Source organism: Seongchinamella unica, assembly GCF_004354085.1.
GTDB classification, from domain to species: Bacteria; Pseudomonadota; Gammaproteobacteria; order Pseudomonadales; family Halieaceae; genus Halioglobus; species Halioglobus unicus.
This window is the reverse complement of sequence record NZ_SMSE01000001.1, coordinates 1,264,408-1,283,381: the sequence shown is the minus strand read 5'-3', so window position 1 is coordinate 1,283,381 and position 18,974 is coordinate 1,264,408. Positions and strand designations below refer to the sequence as shown.

General features: G+C 60.7%; 22 protein-coding genes. 12 read left to right on the top strand and 10 right to left on the bottom strand.

Annotated features, from left to right (window positions below):
• Positions 1-23 precede the first annotated feature (23 nt).
• The 3 genes from rpoZ to E2F43_RS05640 form a co-directional block, all read right to left on the bottom strand.
• Positions 24-290 (bottom strand): DNA-directed RNA polymerase subunit omega, encoded by a 267-nt coding sequence (gene rpoZ / locus E2F43_RS05650; RefSeq protein WP_133210429.1) that lies wholly within the window; start codon positions 288-290, stop codon positions 24-26.
• A 123-nt stretch (positions 291-413) separates the two neighbouring features.
• Entirely contained in the window at positions 414-1,031 is a 618-nt protein-coding gene (gene gmk / locus E2F43_RS05645) for a guanylate kinase (protein ID WP_133210427.1), read from the bottom strand.
• A gap of 12 nt (positions 1,032-1,043) precedes the next feature.
• The gene (locus tag E2F43_RS05640) at positions 1,044-1,895 is read right to left on the bottom strand and encodes a YicC/YloC family endoribonuclease (protein ID WP_133210425.1); all 852 of its coding nucleotides are present in this window, start codon (positions 1,893-1,895) and stop codon (positions 1,044-1,046) included.
• A gap of 130 nt (positions 1,896-2,025) precedes the next feature.
• On the opposite strand from E2F43_RS05640, the gene rph reads away from it, so the two are divergent.
• Positions 2,026-2,748, top strand: coding sequence for a ribonuclease PH (rph, locus tag E2F43_RS05635; RefSeq protein WP_133210423.1), 723 nt, complete (start codon positions 2,026-2,028; stop codon positions 2,746-2,748).
• 349 nt (positions 2,749-3,097) lie between these two features.
• Here rph and E2F43_RS05630 read toward each other — a convergent pair whose 3' ends face one another.
• Positions 3,098-3,862 (bottom strand): exodeoxyribonuclease III, encoded by a 765-nt coding sequence (locus E2F43_RS05630; RefSeq protein ID WP_133210421.1) that lies wholly within the window; start codon positions 3,860-3,862, stop codon positions 3,098-3,100.
• Between the two features lie 277 nt (positions 3,863-4,139).
• Between E2F43_RS05630 and pyrE the strand changes: the two genes are divergently transcribed.
• The gene (pyrE, locus tag E2F43_RS05625; protein WP_133210419.1) at positions 4,140-4,781 is read left to right on the top strand and encodes an orotate phosphoribosyltransferase; all 642 of its coding nucleotides are present in this window, start codon (positions 4,140-4,142) and stop codon (positions 4,779-4,781) included.
• Positions 4,782-4,872: 91 nt separating this feature from the next.
• Positions 4,873-5,520 carry a hypothetical protein gene (locus E2F43_RS05620; RefSeq protein ID WP_238946756.1) on the top strand — a complete coding sequence of 216 codons (648 nt, stop codon included), beginning with the start codon at positions 4,873-4,875 and terminating at the stop codon, positions 5,518-5,520.
• A 12-nt stretch (positions 5,521-5,532) separates the two neighbouring features.
• Here the strand turns inward: E2F43_RS05620 and slmA are convergent, their stop codons facing one another.
• The 4 genes from slmA to coaBC all read right to left on the bottom strand — a co-directional run bounded on the left by slmA (position 5,533) and on the right by coaBC (position 11,098).
• On the bottom strand, positions 5,533-6,180 hold the full coding sequence (gene slmA, locus E2F43_RS05615) for a nucleoid occlusion factor SlmA (RefSeq protein ID WP_133210415.1): 648 nt from the start codon (positions 6,178-6,180) through the stop codon (positions 5,533-5,535).
• 116 nt (positions 6,181-6,296) lie between these two features.
• Complete coding sequence (gene argB, locus E2F43_RS05610) at positions 6,297-7,199, bottom strand: acetylglutamate kinase (protein ID WP_133210413.1); 903 nt, start codon at positions 7,197-7,199, stop codon at positions 6,297-6,299.
• A 26-nt stretch (positions 7,200-7,225) separates the two neighbouring features.
• Positions 7,226-9,814 carry a phosphomannomutase/phosphoglucomutase gene (locus tag E2F43_RS05605; RefSeq protein WP_133210411.1) on the bottom strand — a complete coding sequence of 863 codons (2,589 nt, stop codon included), beginning with the start codon at positions 9,812-9,814 and terminating at the stop codon, positions 7,226-7,228.
• 93 nt (positions 9,815-9,907) lie between these two features.
• The gene (coaBC, locus tag E2F43_RS05600; protein WP_133210409.1) at positions 9,908-11,098 is read right to left on the bottom strand and encodes a bifunctional phosphopantothenoylcysteine decarboxylase/phosphopantothenate--cysteine ligase CoaBC; all 1,191 of its coding nucleotides are present in this window, start codon (positions 11,096-11,098) and stop codon (positions 9,908-9,910) included.
• 98 nt (positions 11,099-11,196) lie between these two features.
• Between coaBC and radC the strand changes: the two genes are divergently transcribed.
• The 5 genes from radC (at position 11,197) to E2F43_RS05575 (ending at position 13,751) form a co-directional block, all read left to right on the top strand.
• On the top strand, positions 11,197-11,871 hold the full coding sequence (gene radC, locus E2F43_RS05595; protein WP_133210407.1) for a RadC family protein: 675 nt from the start codon (positions 11,197-11,199) through the stop codon (positions 11,869-11,871).
• Between the two features lie 153 nt (positions 11,872-12,024).
• The gene (gene rpmB / locus E2F43_RS05590) at positions 12,025-12,261 is read left to right on the top strand and encodes a 50S ribosomal protein L28 (protein WP_133210405.1); all 237 of its coding nucleotides are present in this window, start codon (positions 12,025-12,027) and stop codon (positions 12,259-12,261) included.
• An 11-nt stretch (positions 12,262-12,272) separates the two neighbouring features.
• The gene (gene rpmG / locus E2F43_RS05585) at positions 12,273-12,428 is read left to right on the top strand and encodes a 50S ribosomal protein L33 (protein WP_008293439.1); all 156 of its coding nucleotides are present in this window, start codon (positions 12,273-12,275) and stop codon (positions 12,426-12,428) included.
• A 99-nt stretch (positions 12,429-12,527) separates the two neighbouring features.
• The gene (gene mutM, locus E2F43_RS05580; protein WP_133210403.1) at positions 12,528-13,340 is read left to right on the top strand and encodes a bifunctional DNA-formamidopyrimidine glycosylase/DNA-(apurinic or apyrimidinic site) lyase; all 813 of its coding nucleotides are present in this window, start codon (positions 12,528-12,530) and stop codon (positions 13,338-13,340) included.
• A gap of 57 nt (positions 13,341-13,397) precedes the next feature.
• On the top strand, positions 13,398-13,751 hold the full coding sequence (locus tag E2F43_RS05575; protein ID WP_133210401.1) for a hypothetical protein: 354 nt from the start codon (positions 13,398-13,400) through the stop codon (positions 13,749-13,751).
• 41 nt (positions 13,752-13,792) lie between these two features.
• On the opposite strand, the gene coaD is transcribed toward E2F43_RS05575, so the two are convergent.
• Both coaD and rsmD read right to left on the bottom strand, forming a co-directional pair.
• Positions 13,793-14,275, bottom strand: a complete 483-nt coding sequence (gene coaD / locus E2F43_RS05570; protein ID WP_133210399.1) for a pantetheine-phosphate adenylyltransferase — start codon at positions 14,273-14,275, stop codon at positions 13,793-13,795.
• A gap of 48 nt (positions 14,276-14,323) precedes the next feature.
• Positions 14,324-14,911, bottom strand: coding sequence for a 16S rRNA (guanine(966)-N(2))-methyltransferase RsmD (gene rsmD / locus E2F43_RS05565; RefSeq protein WP_133210397.1), 588 nt, complete (start codon positions 14,909-14,911; stop codon positions 14,324-14,326).
• Positions 14,912-14,992: 81 nt separating this feature from the next.
• Between rsmD and ftsY the strand changes: the two genes are divergently transcribed.
• The 4 genes from ftsY to rpoH all read left to right on the top strand — a co-directional run bounded on the left by ftsY (position 14,993) and on the right by rpoH (position 18,940).
• Complete coding sequence (ftsY, locus tag E2F43_RS05560; protein WP_133210395.1) at positions 14,993-16,312, top strand: signal recognition particle-docking protein FtsY; 1,320 nt, start codon at positions 14,993-14,995, stop codon at positions 16,310-16,312.
• Positions 16,309-16,974: a cell division ATP-binding protein FtsE gene (ftsE, locus tag E2F43_RS05555; RefSeq protein ID WP_133210393.1), complete on the top strand. Its 666-nt coding sequence runs from the start codon at positions 16,309-16,311 to the stop codon at positions 16,972-16,974. Before ftsY ends, ftsE begins: the two co-directional genes overlap by 4 nt.
• Complete coding sequence (ftsX, locus tag E2F43_RS05550; RefSeq protein ID WP_238946755.1) at positions 16,971-17,939, top strand: permease-like cell division protein FtsX; 969 nt, start codon at positions 16,971-16,973, stop codon at positions 17,937-17,939. Before ftsE ends, ftsX begins: the two co-directional genes overlap by 4 nt.
• Before the next feature lie 146 nt (positions 17,940-18,085).
• On the top strand, positions 18,086-18,940 hold the full coding sequence (rpoH, locus tag E2F43_RS05545) for an RNA polymerase sigma factor RpoH (RefSeq protein WP_133210391.1): 855 nt from the start codon (positions 18,086-18,088) through the stop codon (positions 18,938-18,940).
• Positions 18,941-18,974: the final 34 nt, after the last annotated feature.

Genomic DNA, 18,974 nt, shown 5'->3' with positions numbered 1-18,974 from the left:
CCCCGCGATGCCCCTGGTGGAGCTTAGAGGGACTCGCTGCTGGCCTCCATCATGACTTCCGCCAGCTCCTCCTCGGCTTCCAGTTCGTCTTCGCGAGTGAGGATGTCCGGGGTGACCAGGCCTTCGGCAATTTCGCGCAGGGCAATAACGGTGGGCTTGTCGGATTCCTCATCAACCAGGGGATCCTTGCCGCCGGTGGCCATTTGCCGGGCTCGCTTGCTGGCTACCATGACCAGCTCAAAGCGGTTCGCAACGTTTTCCAGGCAATCTTGAACGGTTACACGTGCCATGAATCAAATTTCCCAATAGTAAGTAATAAAACGGAACCGGAAATTATACCCGTGTGTGGCCTATTGCTCCAGCGTGAATAATGCCTGCCACAGCAGGGCCAGCTCAGCCAGTGTGAACAGGCCCTAGCTGAACAGCTTGTTCAACAGCGCTTCCAGGGTCTGTCGCTGTTTGTCGGTGGCCAGTCGATGGCAGCTGACAATGGCCTGCAGCTCCGCCAGCGCCTTGTCGAAATCTTCGTTTACCACCAGGAAATCGCTCTCCACGTAGTGGGACATCTCCTCTACCGCCTCGGCCATGCGGCTCTCGATGGTGGTGGAGTCATCCTGGCCGCGGGCAGTCAGGCGTTGCAGCAGGGTCAAGCGGGACGGGGGGAGGATAAAAATCGCCCTGGTCTCTGGCAGCAACCGTTTCACCTGGGCTGCGCCCTGCCAGTCGATTTCCAGAATGACATCGATCCCGGCCTCCAGCTGCTCCTCTACCCAGGCCTGGGAAGTGCCGTAAAGGTTGCCGAACACCTTGGCGTGTTCCAGAAAGGCGGCATCTTCCAGCATGGCGAGAAAGTCATCCTCGCCGACAAAGTGGTAATTCACGCCGTGAACTTCCTCGGAGCGCTTCTCCCGGGTGGTGTGGGACACGGAGACCCGCAGGTCCTCGGTGCGCTCGACCAGGGCCGCCACCAGGCTGGTTTTGCCGGCCCCGGACGGGGCGGATACGGTATACAGGGTTCCGGTTCGACTCATCGGCTTTGGCCCTTACTCAATATTCTGGATTTGTTCACGCATCTGCTCGATCAGCACCTTCAGTTCCACGGCGTTCTGGGTGGTGCCGCTGGAGGTAGACTTTGACGACAGGGTGTTGGCCTCGCGGTTCAGTTCCTGCATCAGAAAGTCCAGGCGCCGGCCGCAGGGGCCACCCTTGTCCAGGGCGCGGCGTACCTCGGCGACGTGGGCGTCAAGCCGGTCCAGTTCCTCGTCCACGTCGGCTTTTTGCGACATGTGCACCAGCTCCTGCTCCAGCCGACCCTGGTCCACTTCCACGTCCAGCTCCTCGATTCTGCTGATGACCTTGTCCCGCTGCTGCTGCAGCAGCTCCGGCACCCGCTTGCGGGTTACCGCGACCTCGGCTTCCACCTGGTCTATACGTTCGCCAATCATGGCGGAGAGTTTCTGCCCTTCCCTGGCGCGATTGTCGGCGAGAGTCGCAAGCGCTGTTTCGAACAGGTTCAGGGCAGCCTGGTGTAGCTCTTCCTCGGATTGCTCCGGCGCGCTGCAGATACCGGGGAACTGCAGCACTTCCAGAGCGGTGGGTTTGCAAATGTCGATGACTTTGGAGACGCAGTCGCTGGCGGCGGCGAGCTGTTTCAGCTGCTCCTGATTGATCTCCAGGGTTGCACTGCGCTCGGGAAGCGGCTGAATCCGGATCATGCAGTCCACCTTGCCCCTGGCCAGTTTGCGGGCGGCGAGTTCGCGTAGACGGGTTTCCAGCACGCGCAGGCTGTCGGGCAGCTTGAAACTGCAATCCAGGTAACGGTGGTTGACGGTTCGCAGCTCTACAGTCAGCACGCCCTGCCCGGTGTTACTGCTCTCCCGAGCGAACGCTGTCATGCTGTGTATCCTGGCCAATGCCGCGATTCCTTGTCATTTGAAGTGGGCTGAAAGTGTAGCAGCTTGCCGGGACTGCTCACAGTAGGCTGCGGCGCGTATACTTGCACATTCTTTTCATTGGAGAGCTTACATGCAACGCCCCAGCGGTCGCAGCCCGGATCAACTCCGGAACATTACCATCACCCGTAAATTTACCTGTCACGCCGAGGGTTCCGTCCTCATTTGCTTCGGCAATACCAAGGTTATCTGTACTGCCAGCGTGGAGGAGGGGGTGCCCCGTTTCCTGCGTGGCAAGGGTAGCGGCTGGGTCACTGCGGAGTACGGTATGTTGCCGCGCTCAACCGACAGCCGGATGGGCCGTGAAGCCAGTCGTGGCAAACAGGGCGGCCGCACCGTGGAAATCCAGCGCCTGATTGGCCGTTCCCTGCGGGCCGCCCTGGATCTCAACAAGCTTGGCGAGAACACGATCACCATCGACTGCGATGTGATCCAGGCCGATGGCGGCACCCGCACCGCCTCCATTACCGGCGCCCTGGTGGCACTGGTGGATGCTGTCAACTACCTGCAACGGGAGAAAATCATCAAGACCGACCCACTGCTGGAAATGGTGGCGTCGGTGTCGGTTGGCGTCTACCAGGGGGTTCCGGTGCTGGACCTGGATTACCCAGAGGACTCCGCTGCCGATACCGATATGAACGTGATCATGGGGGAGTCCGGCGGCTTTATCGAGGTGCAGGGCACCGCCGAGCAGGCGCCGTTCAGGCGTGAAGAGCTCAATGCGATGCTTGACCTGGCGAGTGACGGGATATTCCAGCTGATCGAGAAGCAGAAGGCGGCGTTGGCGGAGGGTTGACGCTTTTTTTCCCGCTATGCGGTTTGCCGGCATCCACACCGAACGGCCCTCGGATCAGGCGATTATGCCGTAGTGAGGAGCGGCGCCGGGTAAAGCCTTCAGAAACCATCAGGCCGCCGCTTTTTGCGTAACGGAGTTTTCGGGGGATTTCTGCGAGGACTGTCTGAGGCTGCTTATGGGTTGCGCCCAGCAACCCATGCCGAGTTCCGCAGCAGCCCGAAAACGGAGCGGAGCTTGCGGTCGTTTCAGAAGGACTTTCCCAGTGACGAGCCGGTTAGATCTAACATATGTAGGTTCGTAACTTTACCGGGATGACGTGTATCCAGGATAGCTCCTGGGCTGTGGAAGACTACAACTCGATGTCGTAATCCATGATCACCGGGGCGTGGTTGGAGAACTCGCGGCTTTTGTAGATAGCGCCGTAGTCCACTGAGTACTGCAGGCCCTTGGAGATCACCTGGAAATCAGTGCGCCAGCCATTTTTGCCACGATCGCCTTCGGGCCACCAGGTGAATTCGTCGAGGTCCGAGTTGATCTCCCGGAAAGCATCCACGTAGCCTTCGCTAAACAATTCGTTCATCCACTGGCGCTCCTCGGCGAGAAACCCCGAGACCGTGCTATTGCTCTCGGTATCCTGGACGTCGCCGGCGGTGTGAGCAACGTTCCAGTTGCCACAAATAATGAATTCGCGGCGTTTGTTGCGGACCTTTTGCAGGTGGTTGCCCAGCAGGTCGAAAAACTCGTTTTTCCGGGCCTGCTGATCGGCATTGCCCGGCTCGGCGGAGGGCGCCAGCAGGCAGCCGACGCTGATGTTCTCGTAGTCCGCCTGGATATAACGGCCCTCCATGTCAAAGTCGGCGAAGCCCAGTCCGGTCATGATGGCTTTCGGTAGCTTGCGGCAGTAGATGGCGACGCCATTGGCCTTGCCATCGATGTCATCGAAGAAGTAAGGGTTGTACTCCTCGGGGAAGAACAGGTTGTCCTGCAGGTCATATTCGGAGCACTGTAAATCCTGGATGCAGACGAAATCCGCATCCTGTTCTTTCAGCCAGTCGTAAAATCCTTTTTCGGCGGCGTTCTTGATGCCGTCGGCGCTGAAACTGATGATCCGCATTCATAGCCCCTTGATATGAGAGCGTGTATTATATCCAGCCCAAGGGGGCAGCCGCTTTCAGGCTGCCTCACGGACTGTCCTAACTCGTATTCCGATTGCTACTGACTTCAGTCCCGCTACTGTCGCTGTTTATTTGACTGGCCCGTCATGTCATGGGTGACGGGGCAGTAGTAGAGACCGGGCAGCCGCCCATTCTAGCCGGGAATGCTTGGATAACAAAGTCCGGAAATGTACAACAATTGTGAATTCGGGCCATACCTCGAGGAGAATCACCCCCATGCAGGCTTATCAGACGGAATTCATCGAGTTGGCGAAGGAGTACGAGGTGCTCAGGTTCGGCGAATTCACCCTCAAGTCGGGCCGCATCAGCCCCTACTTTTTTAACGCCGGAGCATTCGACAGCGGGCGCGCCCTGGCTGCCCTTGGCCGTTGCTACGCCAACCGCATTGCTGCCTCCGGAATCGAGTTCGACGTGCTGCTGGGACCGGCTTACAAGGGCATTCCGCTGGCCACCGCGACGGCCGTGGCGCTGGCTAACGAGCATGGCGTGGATGTGCCTTTTGCCTACAACCGCAAGGAGGCCAAGGCCCATGGCGAGGGCGGCGTGCTGGTGGGGGCGCCGCTGCAAGGCCGGGTGCTGGTGATTGATGATGTGATTACTGCGGGAACTGCCGTCCGTGAGGTGATTGCCATGATTGAGGGTGCCGGCGCCAGGCTGGCGGGGGTCGCCATCGGCCTCAACCGCCAGGAGCGGGGCGAGGGAGAGTTGTCGGCGATCCAGGAACTGGAAAAAACCTATGGCGTGCCGGTGCTCAGTATTATCGATATGAGCCACATCATTGCTTACCTTGAGCAAACCGGCGAGTCCGCCGACGCGCTGGAGAAAATGAAGGCATACCGCAATCGCTACGGGGTGTGACTTGTTCCGAGTATCGCCAGCGCCTATATTGGGCGGCATGAATTGCAAGCAGCCCCTACTATCCGCTTTTATTGCTGCCGCGGCACTTGTTGTGCTGCCGCTTCCGGCTTTCGCCGTGGAGCTTTACCGTTATATCAACGATGAGGGCAGCACGGTGGTCGACTACCAGGTGCCGCCGGAATACGTCAAAAAAGGGTACGAGATCCTCAACGACGAAGGCGTGGTGATGCGTGTGGTGCCCCGGGAACTGACCGAGGAAGAGCAGAAAGAGGCCGACGCCCGCAAACGTCTGGAAGAGGAGGCCCTGGCCGAACAGGCGCGGTTGCGGGAATGGGACGAGGCCCTGCTGCTGCGCTACAGCACCATTGAGGACATCGAGGCTGCCCAGGAGCGCGCCCTGCGCGACCTGCGGATTCGGGTGAGCATTCTCAAGTCCAACAAGCGCTCGCTGAAACAGCAGGTGGAAAACTACCAGGCCCAGGCTGCCGAGATGGAGCGTATGGGCAAGCAGGTGGACGAGGCCCGGCTGCAGGCGATTGCCGATCTGCAGTCAGAAATCGCGATTACAGACCGTGCCATCGCCGATCGTAATGAAGAGATCAAGGCGGTGCAGGCCGCCTATGAAGCGGATATCGAGCGCTTTGGTGTGCTGCTGGATATGGTGGAATTCCGGCGCAATATGATGGCCCGGCAGCGGGCGGAAAAGCAGAAAAACATGCGCGAAGACCCGCGCCGCTAAAGGGCCGGGGTCTCAGCCCTGGCTCAGCGGCTGGGCAAAGCCACCCTGCCCCGGGTGTGGCTGGCTCACAGCCTCCTTGAAGAAACCGTCCATCAGCAGGTCCCACTGGAGTTTCCAGTCCTGCGTCGGTGAGCGTTTGAAGCCCGAGCGCACGTATTGGGAAATGCGACCCTCGGCGGCGGCCATCAACAGGTTGGCAGCGGCCGGCAAGGGGATTACCGGGCGCAGTCCCTCGCGCATCTCGGCCTCCCTGATGACCTGCCTGAGCTGGGTCTCAAAACGATCAAACAACTGGGCCACCCGCAGGTGCAGGCGCTCGGTCTCACCGGCAAGTGCGTCGCCGGTGAGAATCCGGGTAATGCCCGGGTTGCGCTCGGTGAAGGCCAGCAACAGCATCAGCATTTTCTCGCAACGTCCCGCAGCGCTGGGCTCTTCACTGAGAATGAGCTTGATGCGGCTGAACAGGGTGTCCTCGATAAATTCGATCAAACCCTCGAACATCTTGGATTTGCTGGGGAAATGTCGGTAGAGGGCGGCTTCCGATACGCCTACCTGTATTGCCAGTCCCGCAGTGGTGATCCGGTTGCCGGGGTTGGCCTCCAGCATCTGGGCAAGAGCTTCCAGAATTTGCTGGCGCCGTTGGGACTTTCTGGGAGGCATGAAAAGTACGCGTCGCTCGGGTTATTCACCATGCTAGCGATTACCCGTGAGCGCTGCAATAAGCAACCGCGAAAAATGGCTGAGAATATAGTGCCAGCGCGCACTGGGTCACAAAATCAGTCGCGCTTGTTGGTAATCAGGGTGCCAATACCCTCGTCGGTGAAGATTTCCAGCAGCACGGCGTGAGGCACCCGGCCGTCGATAATGTGAGAACTGGCTACCCCGGATTTGACCGCGTCCAGGGCGCAGCTGATTTTGGGCAGCATGCCGCCGTGGATGGTGCCATCGGCAATCAGCCCGTCGACCTCTTTGGTGCTGAGGCCGGTGAGGATGTCACCATTCTTGTCCAGCAGCCCGGAGACGTTGGTCAGCAGCATCAGTTTTTCCGCCTGCATGACTTCCGACAGCTTACCCGCCACCAGATCTGCATTGATGTTGTAGCTGTTGCCCTGGCGGTCTACCCCGATGGGCGCGATAACGGGAATGAAATTACTGTTGAGGATAACCGACAGCACCTCGGTATCGATCTGGTCGACCTCGCCCACGTGACCGATGTCGATAATCTCTGATGCATCCAGCTCCGGGCTGTGGCGGGTTACCTTGAGCTTGCGGGCGCGGATCAGCTGGCCGTCCTTTCCGGTCACCCCAATCGCCTTGCCGCCGTTTCGGTTGATGGAAGAGACGATCTCCTTGTTGACGCTTCCTCCCAGCACCATTTCAACCACATCCATGGTCTCGGCATCGGTGACCCGCATGCCGTCGACGAATTCGGTGTGAATGTTGAGCTTTTCCAGCAGCTTGCCGATTTGCGGGCCGCCGCCATGGACGACCACAGGGTTCATTCCCACCAGCTTCATCAGCACCACGTCGCGGGCAAAACTCTCGTGTAGCTCGGGGTCGACCATGGCGTTGCCGCCAAACTTGACCACCACCGTTTTGCCGGTAAAGCGCTGGATGTAGGGCAGGGCCTCAGTAAGAACCTTGGCAATATTGAGGGCTGCGTCGCGGTCGAGTGACATGTGATACCTGTGGGAGCCGGGCCGGCTCAGAAGTTCAGTTGCAAGGTAGAGTCCACCAGCGCGATTTGCTCGCGGAACTCGTTCATGATCATTTCCAGTGCTTCCTCGCTGGTCGCCTCAAAGCGGGCAGTGAGTACCGGATTGGTATTGGAAGCCCGCAGCAGGCCCCAGCCCTCGGAAAAATCGACACGTATGCCATCCATGGTATTGACCTTGCCGGAGGAGAAGTCGGTGTTGCGAACAATGCGGTCCATCAGCGGGTACTTGTTATGTTCGGCCACCGGGATGAGGATCTCGGGGGTGTTCACGGTTTTGGGGAAGCCGTCGATAATGTCGTCCAGACTGTCGCCCTGGGTGCTCATGATCTCCGCCAGCCGGCCGGCGGCGTACATGCCGTCGTCAAAGCCGAACCAGCGTTCTCCGAAGAACATGTGGCCGGAGAACTCGCCGCCGAGGAGGGCACCCGTCTCCGCCATCTTTTCCTTCATGAAGGCGTGGCCGGTCTTCCACAACACCGGCCGACCGCCGTTGCGGGTAATCACTTGGGTCAGGTTGCGGCTGCACTTGACGTCGAATACAACATCCGCCCCCGGGTTCCGTGACACCACATCCTGGGCGAAGATCATCAGCAGCACGTCGGAGCGGACAATGCGGCCGGAACCGGTGACGACAGCCAGCCGGTCGCCGTCGCCGTCGAATGCGACGCCGAAATCAGCTTCTTCCCGCACGACCGCCTCGCACAGGGCGCGCAGGTTGTCCTCATTGGAGGTGTCGGGGGAATGGTTGGGGAAGTTGCCGTCCACGCTGCAGTACATGGGAACGACTTCACAGCCGAGCTCTTCGAACAACTGGGGGGCGACATCGCTGGTGGCGCCATTGCCGGCGTCCACCACGACCTTGAGGGGCACGGCGATGGCGATGTCCTGGGCGACCTCGTCAATATAGGCGGGGACAACGTCTTCCTTGATCATCCGGCCGTTACCCTTGCTGAATTCACCCCTGATAACGCGGTCGCGAATATCCTCGATACCGCCGGCGTTAATGGTCTGCCGGTTGAGTACGATCTTCAGGCCGTTATCGGTCCTGGGGTTGTGGCTGCCGGTAATCATCAAGCCGGACCGGCAATTAAGGTGGCGGGTGGCAAAGTAGAGTACCGGGGTCGGCACCAGCCCGATATCAATGACGTCCCTGCCGGATTCCATCAGTGCTCTGACCAGTGCGGACTTGAGGGCCGGGCTGGAGTTGCGCCCGTCACAGCCCACCAGTAGTGACTGCTCCTGCATCTCCCCCGCCAGGGTGCCGATGGCGAGGCCGATTTTCTCCATGAGTTCCGTGGTGAGCTCGCTGGCTGCGTCGCCGCGAATGTCATAGGCACGAAAGATGTGGGCGGGGAAGTCACTGGGAATCGTGGCCGGTGCGGCCGGATCTTCCTCCATGACCAGATCCAGTTCCAGCACCTCATCAAGCTCCGCCGCCGAGGGGAAATCATCCGCTGACTCGGCAATTTCCAGCTCGCCATTGGTGGAAGGCAGTGGAGCGCTCGCACCGCCGTCAGCCTGGCGCAGGGCGCGGAGCGTAGCCCGGCGCAGCTGGCGGGCGACAGCGACCAACTCAGGCACGCTCAGGCTCAGTTCCGATTTGCGATCCGCTGCGGCGATCATCCGGCTGACATCGTCCTCGATAATTCTGGGAATGCGCACCGCAACGATGGCAAAACCACCAAGGGCCGCCGCCAGGCAGAGTGCAAGAACCAGATAAATCGGCACGCTGGAGGCCCCCAGCGAGGCAATCAGGTCTGCCGAGGGGGTAAAGGCGATACGCCAGTTGGTGTCGGGGATGGTTGCGTAGCGCTGGTACTCGCTGGCGCTGGCGCTGCCTGCCTGGGCGATAATGTTGGTGCTGGTTTTGCCATCGCTGGCGGTGTAGATCTGCTCCAGTGCGTACCTGCCGGTGTCGGCGTTCAGTGCCCGCAGCTCCCTGGAGAAGGCCTCGTTATCGATGGTGGCAACCAGCACGGCGCGCCGGTCGTCGCGCTCCGGATGTTTCACCAGTTCTGCAATGGTGGTCAGCCAGTGGTCCTCGAACTGAAAAGCCTCCGGCAGGGTTTGTTGACCCCTGGCGGTGCGCCTGACCAAGTCGACCTCTATATGGTTGCGCAGGCCTTGGGTACCCCGCTCGAATTCTGCGGTACCCATGTCGCCGACAGGTATGAGCCGCAGGGTCAACAGGTCGGGGAAGTAGTCCAGCACCGCCTGTTCCAGGCTGTCAATTTCCTGCCTCCCGCGACTGGCAATGGCCGCAAGGGCCAGTGGCGATTGGGCGGTACTCTGCAGGCGTTCGCGCATCAGTGAGATACGAGCGTTGATGTTGGTCGCCTGCTGGGTGGCATAGGCACCGGCAACCCGGTCCGCCTGTTGGGTTTTGACGGCGGGTTCGCGAAGCAGCAACAGGTAGGCGAAACTGCCCAGTACCACCAGCAGTGTGACCAGCAGGCCCGTGCCCACGGTTTTGTAGGTGGCGTTGCCGTCGGCCGCAATGCCCTGGGGATTACTCGCAGCCTGGCGTTTTGGCTCCCCGGGGGCGCCCTGTTTCTTCTTTTTTAGGTGATTCAGCATTATCCCTGGCCGACAGTGGCTTGCAGCAAATGATATTACGCCCCGCGCTTCGGGTGAACGCGGATTGCGATTTTTTGTTCATGGGTCGCGGGTTTAGCGGTGATTGGCGATTAACTCCACGATCTGGCGGGCGATAGCCGCCTTGTTGGCGCGGGCCAGGGTCTGTTCCCCGCCTGGCCACAGCACCGTGACCTCGTTTTCCGCACTGTTGAAACCGATGCTGCTGTCGGAGACATCATTGGCGATGATCATGTCGAGGCTCTTGCGCTGCATTTTGGAACGCGCGTAGTGCAGCACATCCCGGGTCTCGGCGGCGAAACCCACCGTGAAAGGGCCGTTCTCGCTGGCGGCCACGGTGCTGACAATGTCAGGGTTTTTCACCAGCTCGAGGGTGGTGGTGTCGTCGCCTTTCTTGATCTTCTGCGGTTGCACCTGTGCGGGACGATAGTCGGCGACCGCCGCACAGGCGATAAAGATGTCGCAGTCGGCCACCAGTTGCTGGCATTTTTCCAGCATTTCCAGGGCGCTTTCCACCCGGTGACACTGGACGTGTTCAGGCACCGGCAGGTTGACGGGCCCGCTGACCAGCGTGGTGCGGGCGCCGGCGTCGACGGCTGCTGTTGCCAGCGCATAGCCCATCCTGCCCGAGCTGTGATTGGAGATGTAACGCACCGGGTCCAGCGCCTCCCGGGTGGGTCCGGCGGTGATAAGCACGCGCTTTCCCGCCAGCAACCCGCTGCTGAACAGCGACGCCGCTGCCTCGGCGATCACCGGCGGCTGTTCCATGCGGCCCGGACCCACGTCGCCGCAGGCCTGTTCCCCGGCGGCCGGGCCTGTCATCCTGAAACCTCGCTGGGTCAGGGTGGCCACGTTGGCTGTGGTCGCCGGATCACGCCACATCTGCTGGTTCATGGCCGGGGCGATGAGTTTGGGTGCTGCCGTGGCCAGGGCGACCGTGGTCAGCAGGTCATCGCCGCGACCGGCGGCCAGGCGGGCAATGACATCCGCAGTGGCGGGGGCTATCAGCAGCAGGTCTGCCCAGCGGGCGAGCTCAATATGGCCCATACCCTGTTCTGCTTCCTCGTCCAGCAGCTCCGTGTGCACCGGATGTCCCGATAGCGCCTGCAGCGTTAGCGGGGTGATGAACTCGCGCGCACCCCGGGTCATGATGACCCGCACGGTAGCACCCAGTTCCTGCAGCTGGCGCACCAATTCTGCCGACTTGTACGCGGCAATCCCGCCGCTCACGCCAAGGAGGACATTGCGATTAAATAGATGTGCCATTGCTGGACCTGAATTGCCACAATTGTTGCCCGAAGGCATGGAAAGATACCACCTGCTTCCTTTATTTGACACCGGGGGCGGGCTCAGGGAGGCGCGTTGTGGCAGATCAGGCATGGGAGCCGGGAGAGGGCCCGAGGGACAGGTTGATGTTGCGGGGCCCGGGAAGCCTGGCCGACGCAGAGTTGTTGGCGGTGTTGCTGCGGACCGGTTACCGGGACTGCAATGCGGTAGTGCTGGCCCGGCAATTGCTGCAGCAGTTCGGTGGCCTGGCCGGGCTGTTGCGGGCAGACCCCGCCAGTATACTGGCCTGCCAGGGTGTGGGTCGTGCCAAGTATGCGCTGCTGCAGGCCTCGGTTGAGCTGGCACGGCGGCTGGCGCTGCAACAGTTGGAAGACGCTGATGTATTATCCAGTCCCCAGCGCACCCGGCGATTCCTGCAACACCATCTCGGAGCCCAGGTGAGGGAAGTGTTCAGCGTCATATTTCTCGACAACCAGCACCGGGTTATTCGTTGCGACGACCTGTTTCTGGGTACCATTGACGGGGCGGCGGTATACCCCAGGGAAGTGGCCGTTAGGGCCCTGCAGTACCGCGCCGCTGCCGTCATTTTCGCCCATAACCACCCCTCCGGCGTGGCCGAGCCCAGCAGTGCCGATCGCCGGATTACCGAGCGCCTGGTGGCGGCACTGGGGCTGCTCGACATCCGGGTGCTGGATCACATCATTGTCGGCGCGGGCCAGGAGTTCTCCTTTGCCGAGGGAGGACTGCTGTAAAGCCCGGCGGCGCTCAAAACCTGGCGTGGGTATTTCTTGCTATGGGGTGGCTGTTCTGGTATAAAGTCGCGCTCCGCGCGGCTGGGGTCCCTTTTTTGGGCCCGTAAAAGCCTCTTATTTATTAATTCCCTGCGATTTGGGAGAGACAGGATCATGGCAAGAGTATGTCAGGTCACCGGCAAGCGTCCGGTTACCGGAAACAACGTATCACACGCAAAAAACCGTACCCGTCGTCGTTTTTTGCCCAACCTCCACAAGCACCGTTTTTGGGTGGAATCCGAGAAGCGCTTCGTCAGCCTGCGGGTTTCCTCCAAGGGCATGCGCATCATCGACAAGAACGGCATTGAAAGCGTTCTCGATGATATCCGCGCCCGTGGCGAGAAGGTATAAGGAGTAGTCCGATGAGAGAAAAAGTTCGCATGAATTCGTCTGCTGGCACTGGTCACTTCTACACCACAGACAAAAACAAGCGCACCACCCCAGACAAGCTGGAAATGAAGAAATACGATCCCGTCGCCCGCAAGCACGTGATGTATAAGGAAGGCAAGATCAAGTAAGCCTCCCCCAGCGTACGTCGAAAAACCCCGGACATTGCCGGGGTTTTTTGTGCCTGTAGCCGGGGTATCATTGCCACCCCCAACCAGCGATACCGCCCAATGCCTGAACTGCCAGAGGTAGAGACCACCCGCCGTGGAGTTGCCCCCCATGTGGATGGTCGCGAAATCAAGGCCATGCTTGTACGTGAGCCCCGCCTGCGCTGGCCGATTCCCGATGACCTGCCGGCAATGATAGAAGGGCAGCGAATTACTGCGGTGCACCGCCGTGCCAAGTACCTGTTGTTCCACACTGCGCCGGGATATGTGTTGCTGCACCTCGGAATGTCCGGGTCCCTGCGCCTGGTGGACCCGGCGGAGCCCGCCGCATTTCACGACCACTTCGATATTGTGTTGTCGGGCGACAAGATCCTCCGCTATAACGACCCCCGGCGGTTCGGGTGCTGCCTGTGGCAGCCCGCAGGTGAAGCGCACCCACTGCTGGTGGGGCTGGGCCCGGAACCGCTGTCCGCGGATTTCGACGGAGACCTGCTGTATCGACGCTCCCGGGGGCGCAGGGGGCCGGTCAAATCGTTTCTCATGGACCAGAAGATCGTGGTTGGGGTTGGTAATATTTACGCCAACGAGGCGCTGTTCCTTGCCGGCATCCGTCCCGACCGGGCTGCCGGGCGTATCTCCCGGGCTCGCTACCAGGTGCTGGCTGAGCGTGTAAAGCAAGTGCTTACTTCGGCTATAGAGCAGGGGGGTACAACCCTGCGAGACTTTGTTGGCGGTGACGGTAAGCCCGGGTACTTCGCCCAGCAGCTGTTTGCCTATGGGCGCGAGGGCCTGCCCTGCAAGCAATGTGGGAAAAAAATGCAAGAAAGTCGAATTAGTCAGCGAACTACGGTGTACTGCGTGGCCTGCCAGCGATGAACAGGCTACACTAAAAACTCCATAGGGGACGGGGATGGGACCTCGGGGAGTAATACAATGACAAGAAGCAAAGGCGCTCGTCGCCTGGTAACAGCCCTCATGATTTCCTGCCTGATGGTGCCGCAGGCACTGCTGGCAGAATCGGCAATCGATGAAAGCCCTAACGAATGGGCCATGGTGGGAGATCTGCTGGTGGCCAGGCCCGTGGGTCTGGTGATGACAGCGGGCGGTGCCGCGGTCTGGCTGGTGAGCCTGCCGTTCACCCTGCTGGCGGGACACGCCGGTGAAGCAGCGGAGACCCTGATCCTGGGGCCCGGTGAGTCCACGTTCATGCGTTGCCTGGGTTGTCGTAACACCGGTTATACCCACAAGGACGTCGACGCCATTCGCGCCGCACGCGAGGAAGGTTAAGCCGCGAAGTCTTCGCCTGCTCCCGGCCCGACCACGCTATTTCAGGAAAAGCGCGCCTGAAGTGCCGCCGCCACTGGCGCCGGCACAAAGGGCGTGATGTCGCCGTTCAGCGCGGCGATTTCCCGCACCAGCGACGACGAAATGAAAGATAGATGTTCCGAGGGTGTGAGGAAGATGCTCTCGAATTCCGGGTATATTGCCCGATTCATGTTGGCCAGCTGAAACTCGTATTCAAAATCCGCCACCGCGCGCAAGCCTCGTAACACACAGCGTGCTCCCTGGCTCTTGGCAAAATCTGTCAGCAGATTGCTGAATCCGGTCACTTCCACATTATCCAGGTGTGACAGGGCAGTCCGGCACAGCTCCACCCGCTTGTCCAGATTGAACAGGGGTGTTTTCTTCTCGCTGTGGGCGATGGCGACCACCACTTTGTCAAACAGTCGGGCAGCGCGTTCCGCAAGATTGACATGACCGTTGGTGATGGGGTCGAAGGTACCCGGGTAAATGACCGTATTGGTGCGCATTGCTGTCTGCCTGGCAGTGGAAGAAGATGCAGCGGATGGTAACCCGATTCACGCTGACCGGACAACGAACAGCCGGTAACACACGTCGCCGGCTTTTTTCTCCCGGTGCAGTTCCCAGCCAGGTGGCAGTGAAGGGAGCGCTTCGCTGGCGCCGGTTTCGATATAGACCAGCCCGTTATCGGTCACCTGTTGTTTTGCCCCAAGTAACGCGCAGCTGGGGCCTACAAGACCCTGGCCAAAGGGTGGATCGATAAAAACGATGTCCCAGCGGTCGGCTGCCTGCTCAAGAAAATTGATTGCCCCGATCCGGTGGCAGTGGCCCCGGTCCCTGGCATCCAGGGTCGCCAAATGATTCTCGACCTGGCCCAGGGTGGCAGCGTCCCGCTCGACAAAATCGCAGCTGGCGGCACCCCGTGACAGGGCCTCCAGGCCGAGGACCCCGCTGCCGGCGAACAGGTCGAGGCAGCGGGCGGCGTGGATATCCGGTGCCAGCCAGTTGAACAGGGTCTCCCTGACCCGGTCTGTGGTGGGGCGCAGCCCCGCGACCGGCCGGAATGACAGCTTGCGCCCCCGCCACTGGCCGCCGATGATGCGCAGCTGACTGGCCCGGCCTCGCGCTTTTGTGCCTCGCGACATTTAATCACTCTGTGAAGCAGTGGTAGGATAGGCCCTTTCGCGGCCGCCCCTCTGGTGACCGCAGACTCTAACACGACCAATATGAAATTTTTCAAACGCAATAAAAAGCCGGAGGCGCCCGCGCCTGCCGAGGAAGCGGCAGTACCGGTGAGCGCCGATTCGGCGGCGGGAAAAGAAGATCTGCCGGAGGGGAGTGCGGGAAGCGCTGCCACTCCTCCGGCGACAGCTGCCGCTGTCCCGTCAAGGAGCACAGAAGCCGTGCCAGAACCGGTGCCTGAACCCCTGCCCGTGCAGGCGGAAGTCGCAGCAACGGAATCGGTACCAACGGAATCCGCGCCAACTGCGGTGGCACCTGTTGAACCGTCGGCAGTGGCCGAACAGGCGACAGCAGCGGCGGCCAGGCCCGCTGAGCCGACGGCACCGGCAGCGCCAACGGCAGCCCCGGCAGTCACTCCCGCCACCCGGGAAAAGCCCGGCTTTTTCAGCCGCCTGCGCCGTGGTCTGGGCAAGACCAGCGATAACCTGGTCCAGGGATTGGGCAACCTGTTTCTGGGCCGCAAGGAAATCGATGCGGACCTGCTGGAGGAACTGGAGTCCCGCCTGCTGATGGCCGACGTGGGAGTAGAAGCGACGATGGAGATCATCGAGCACCTCACCCAACGGGTCTCGCGCAAGGAACTGACCGACCCCCAGGCCCTGCAGGGAGCCCTGAAAGAAGAATTGCTGGCCCTGCTCAAGCCCTGCGAACAGCCCTTGTCAGTAAGTGCTAACAAACCCTATGTGATGCTGATGGTGGGGGTTAACGGTGTAGGCAAGACAACGACAATCGGCAAACTGGCAAAGCGGTTCCAGGCACAGGGGCACTCGGTGATGCTGGCAGCGGGTGACACGTTCCGGGCCGCGGCGGTTGAGCAGTTGCAGGTGTGGGGTGAGCGCAACCAGGTTCCGGTGATAGCCCAGCACACCGGCGCCGATAGCGCCTCGGTGGTGTTCGATGCGCTGCAGGCTGCCCAGGCCAGGCAGATTGATGTACTGATCGCCGATACCGCCGGCAGGTTGCACAACAAGGACAACCTGATGGAAGAGCTGAAAAAGGTGGTCCGGGTAATGGGCAAGCTGGATGACTCGGCGCCCCACGAAGTCATGCTGGTGCTGGACGCGGGCACCGGCCAGAACGCCCTGGCCCAGGCGGACCATTTCCGCCAGTGGGTGGGGGTATCCGGCATCACCCTGACCAAGCTTGACGGTACCGCCAAGGGAGGCGTGATTTTCGCCATCGCCCGCAAGCTCGGACTGCCGATCCGCTTTATCGGCATCGGCGAGTCAGCTGACGACTTGCGGCCCTTTGAAGCGGAGCCATTTATCGAAGCATTGTTTGCCGGGGATGATCCTGCTGCATGATCAGCTTTGAACGGGTCAGCAAGCGCTATGCGGAGGGCCACGATGCCCTGCGCGAGGTCAGCTTTGACATCGCCCGTGACGAGCTGGTGTTTCTCACCGGCCATTCCGGTGCCGGCAAAAGCACCCTGATGCGCCTGATCATGCTGATGGACCGGGCGACCCGGGGCATGGTCTCGGTCGACGGTATCGACCTGGCCCGGGTTCCCAACCGCAGTATCCCGGCGCATCGCCGTGACATCGGGGTGGTGTTCCAGAACCATCAATTACTGTTCGATCGACCGGTGTTTGACAATGTGGCCCTGCCGCTGATTATTGCCGGCTACGACTACCGGGAAATTGGCCGGCGGGTGCGGGCGGCGCTGGACAAGGTCGGCCTGCTGAAGCGCGAGCGGGCCATGCCGGTGACCCTGTCTGGTGGCGAACAGCAGCGGGTGGGTATCGCCCGGGCCGTGGTGGGCAAGCCGAAAATCCTGTTGGCTGACGAACCCACGGGTAACCTTGACCCGGCGCTCTCCGCGGAGATCATGCAGCTGTTCGAGGAGTTCAATCAGGTGGGTGTGACCGTATTGATCGCCAGTCACGACCTGGCGCTCATCTCCCGGTTGCGTCACCGCATCATTACCCTGCGCGAAGGCCGCCTGGTGACCGGAGGTGGGTTGTGAACAGGGTGAGGGCCGAAGGGGCGGTGCAGAGTCGTGCCCGTTTTTCCGACCGTTACCACGCCTGGCTGCGGCACCACCGGCTGTCGGCAGCCGACAGTCTGCAACGGGTGCTGGACAACCTGGTATCCAGCCTGATGACCTGGCTGGTGATCGGCATTGCCCTGGCGCTGCCGGTGGGGCTGGATGTCGCCCTGGACAACGTCACCGAGCTCAGCACCGGCTGGGACAGTCCGTCCCAGATCTCGCTGTTTATGGAAGAGGGCGTGAGCAGCGAACAGGCCCGGGCGCTGGCCGGGCAGATCCGGGCCAGGGACGACGTGGACGATGTGCTGTTCGTCTCCCGCGAGGATGCCCTGGCCGAGTTCAGTGCGCTTTCCGGGTTTGCCGATGTCCTGGCCAGCCTGGAGGACAACCCCTTGCCCAACCTCTTGCTGGTAACCCCCGCGCCATCCGCGGATGAAGACGGCACTTCAGGCCTGCGCGCCCAGTTGGCCGCAAACCCCGATGTCGCCGAAGCCGTGCTGGACATGGAGTGGCTGCAAAGGCTAAACAGCCTGATGGAGTTGAGCCGCCGCCTGGTGATGGCTATTGGTGCCCTGCTGGTACTGGGGGTGGTGTTAATTCTGGGCAATACCATTCGCCTGGCGATTGAAAACCGGCGGGAAGAGATCGTCATCGTCAAGCTGGTGGGTGGCAGTAATCCCTTTGTTCGCCGACCTTTCCTGTACACCGGGCTTTGGTACGGTGTGGGCGGCGGTCTGTCCGCCGCTCTCCTGGTCAGCCTGTCCCTCTGGTTCCTGTCTGCTCCCGTGGCCGATCTGGCCGCGCTCTACCAGAGTGATTTCGTCCTTCGTGGACTGGGATTGATGGGGGCTCTCAACCTGTTGATACTGGGCGGCCTGCTCGGGCTGGCGGGCGCCTGGCTGGCGGTAAGCCGGCATTTGGCGGCGATCCAGCCCCGCTGACAAAAGCCCTTCGCTTATTCATGCTAAGCTATTGATTATATTGATATTTGACTAATAAAAATTTTCAATGACAGGGAACTTTTCCGTGATTAGCACTCTAATACAAAGAGTGCTAATATTGCCCGCCAATTTATGGAGAACCGAGTATGAGTAACAGCCTGCAACCTGTAGACCAGATGGTACCGGGAGCTAATCTCGCGGCCTATGTCCAGGCCGTTGGCAGCATCCCCGTACTTAGCCCCGAACGCGAGCGCGAGCTTGCCGAGGATCTCTACTACAACGACAACCTCAACGCGGCCCGGGAACTGGTTATGTCCCACCTGCGGTTTGTGGTGCATATCGCGCGCAGCTACTCCGGTTATGGCCTGGCGGAAGCCGACCTCATTCAGGAGGGCAACGTGGGCCTGATGAAGGCGGTAAAACGCTTCAATCCGGAGAAGGGTGTACGTCTGGTGTCTTTTGCCGTGCACTGGATCAAGGCCGAGATGCACGAGTTCATCCTGCGCAACTGGCGTATTGTGAAAGTGGCCACCACCAAGGCTCAGCGCAAGCTGTTCTTCAACCTGCGCAGCCAGAAGAAAAGTCTTTCCTGGCTCAGCGCCGACGAAGCCAAGGCAGTTGCCGAGGACCTGGGTGTGGATGTGAAGGAGGTTCATCGTATGGAGGGCCGCCTGGCCAGCCGCGACCTCGCTTACGACCTGCCCACCGACGGCGACGAAGAGGACAACTGGCAGGCCCCCCAGTACTTCCTGGAGGACCAGAGCTCCGACCCGGCCACCGCGGTGGAAGAGGGTGACTGGCAGGAAAATTCGGAAAGCCGGTTGCACAGTGCGCTGTCGGACCTCGACGAGCGCAGCCGCGATATTCTGGCCCAGCGTTGGCTGGCAGATGAAAAAGCCACACTGCATGAGCTGGCCGACCAGTATGGTGTGTCCGCTGAGCGAATTCGCCAGTTGGAAGCCAATGCGATGAAAAAGTTGAAGGCCGCGATCGCCGCCTGATTAGACCAACACGCTTGAAGGAGCCCTCTCGGGA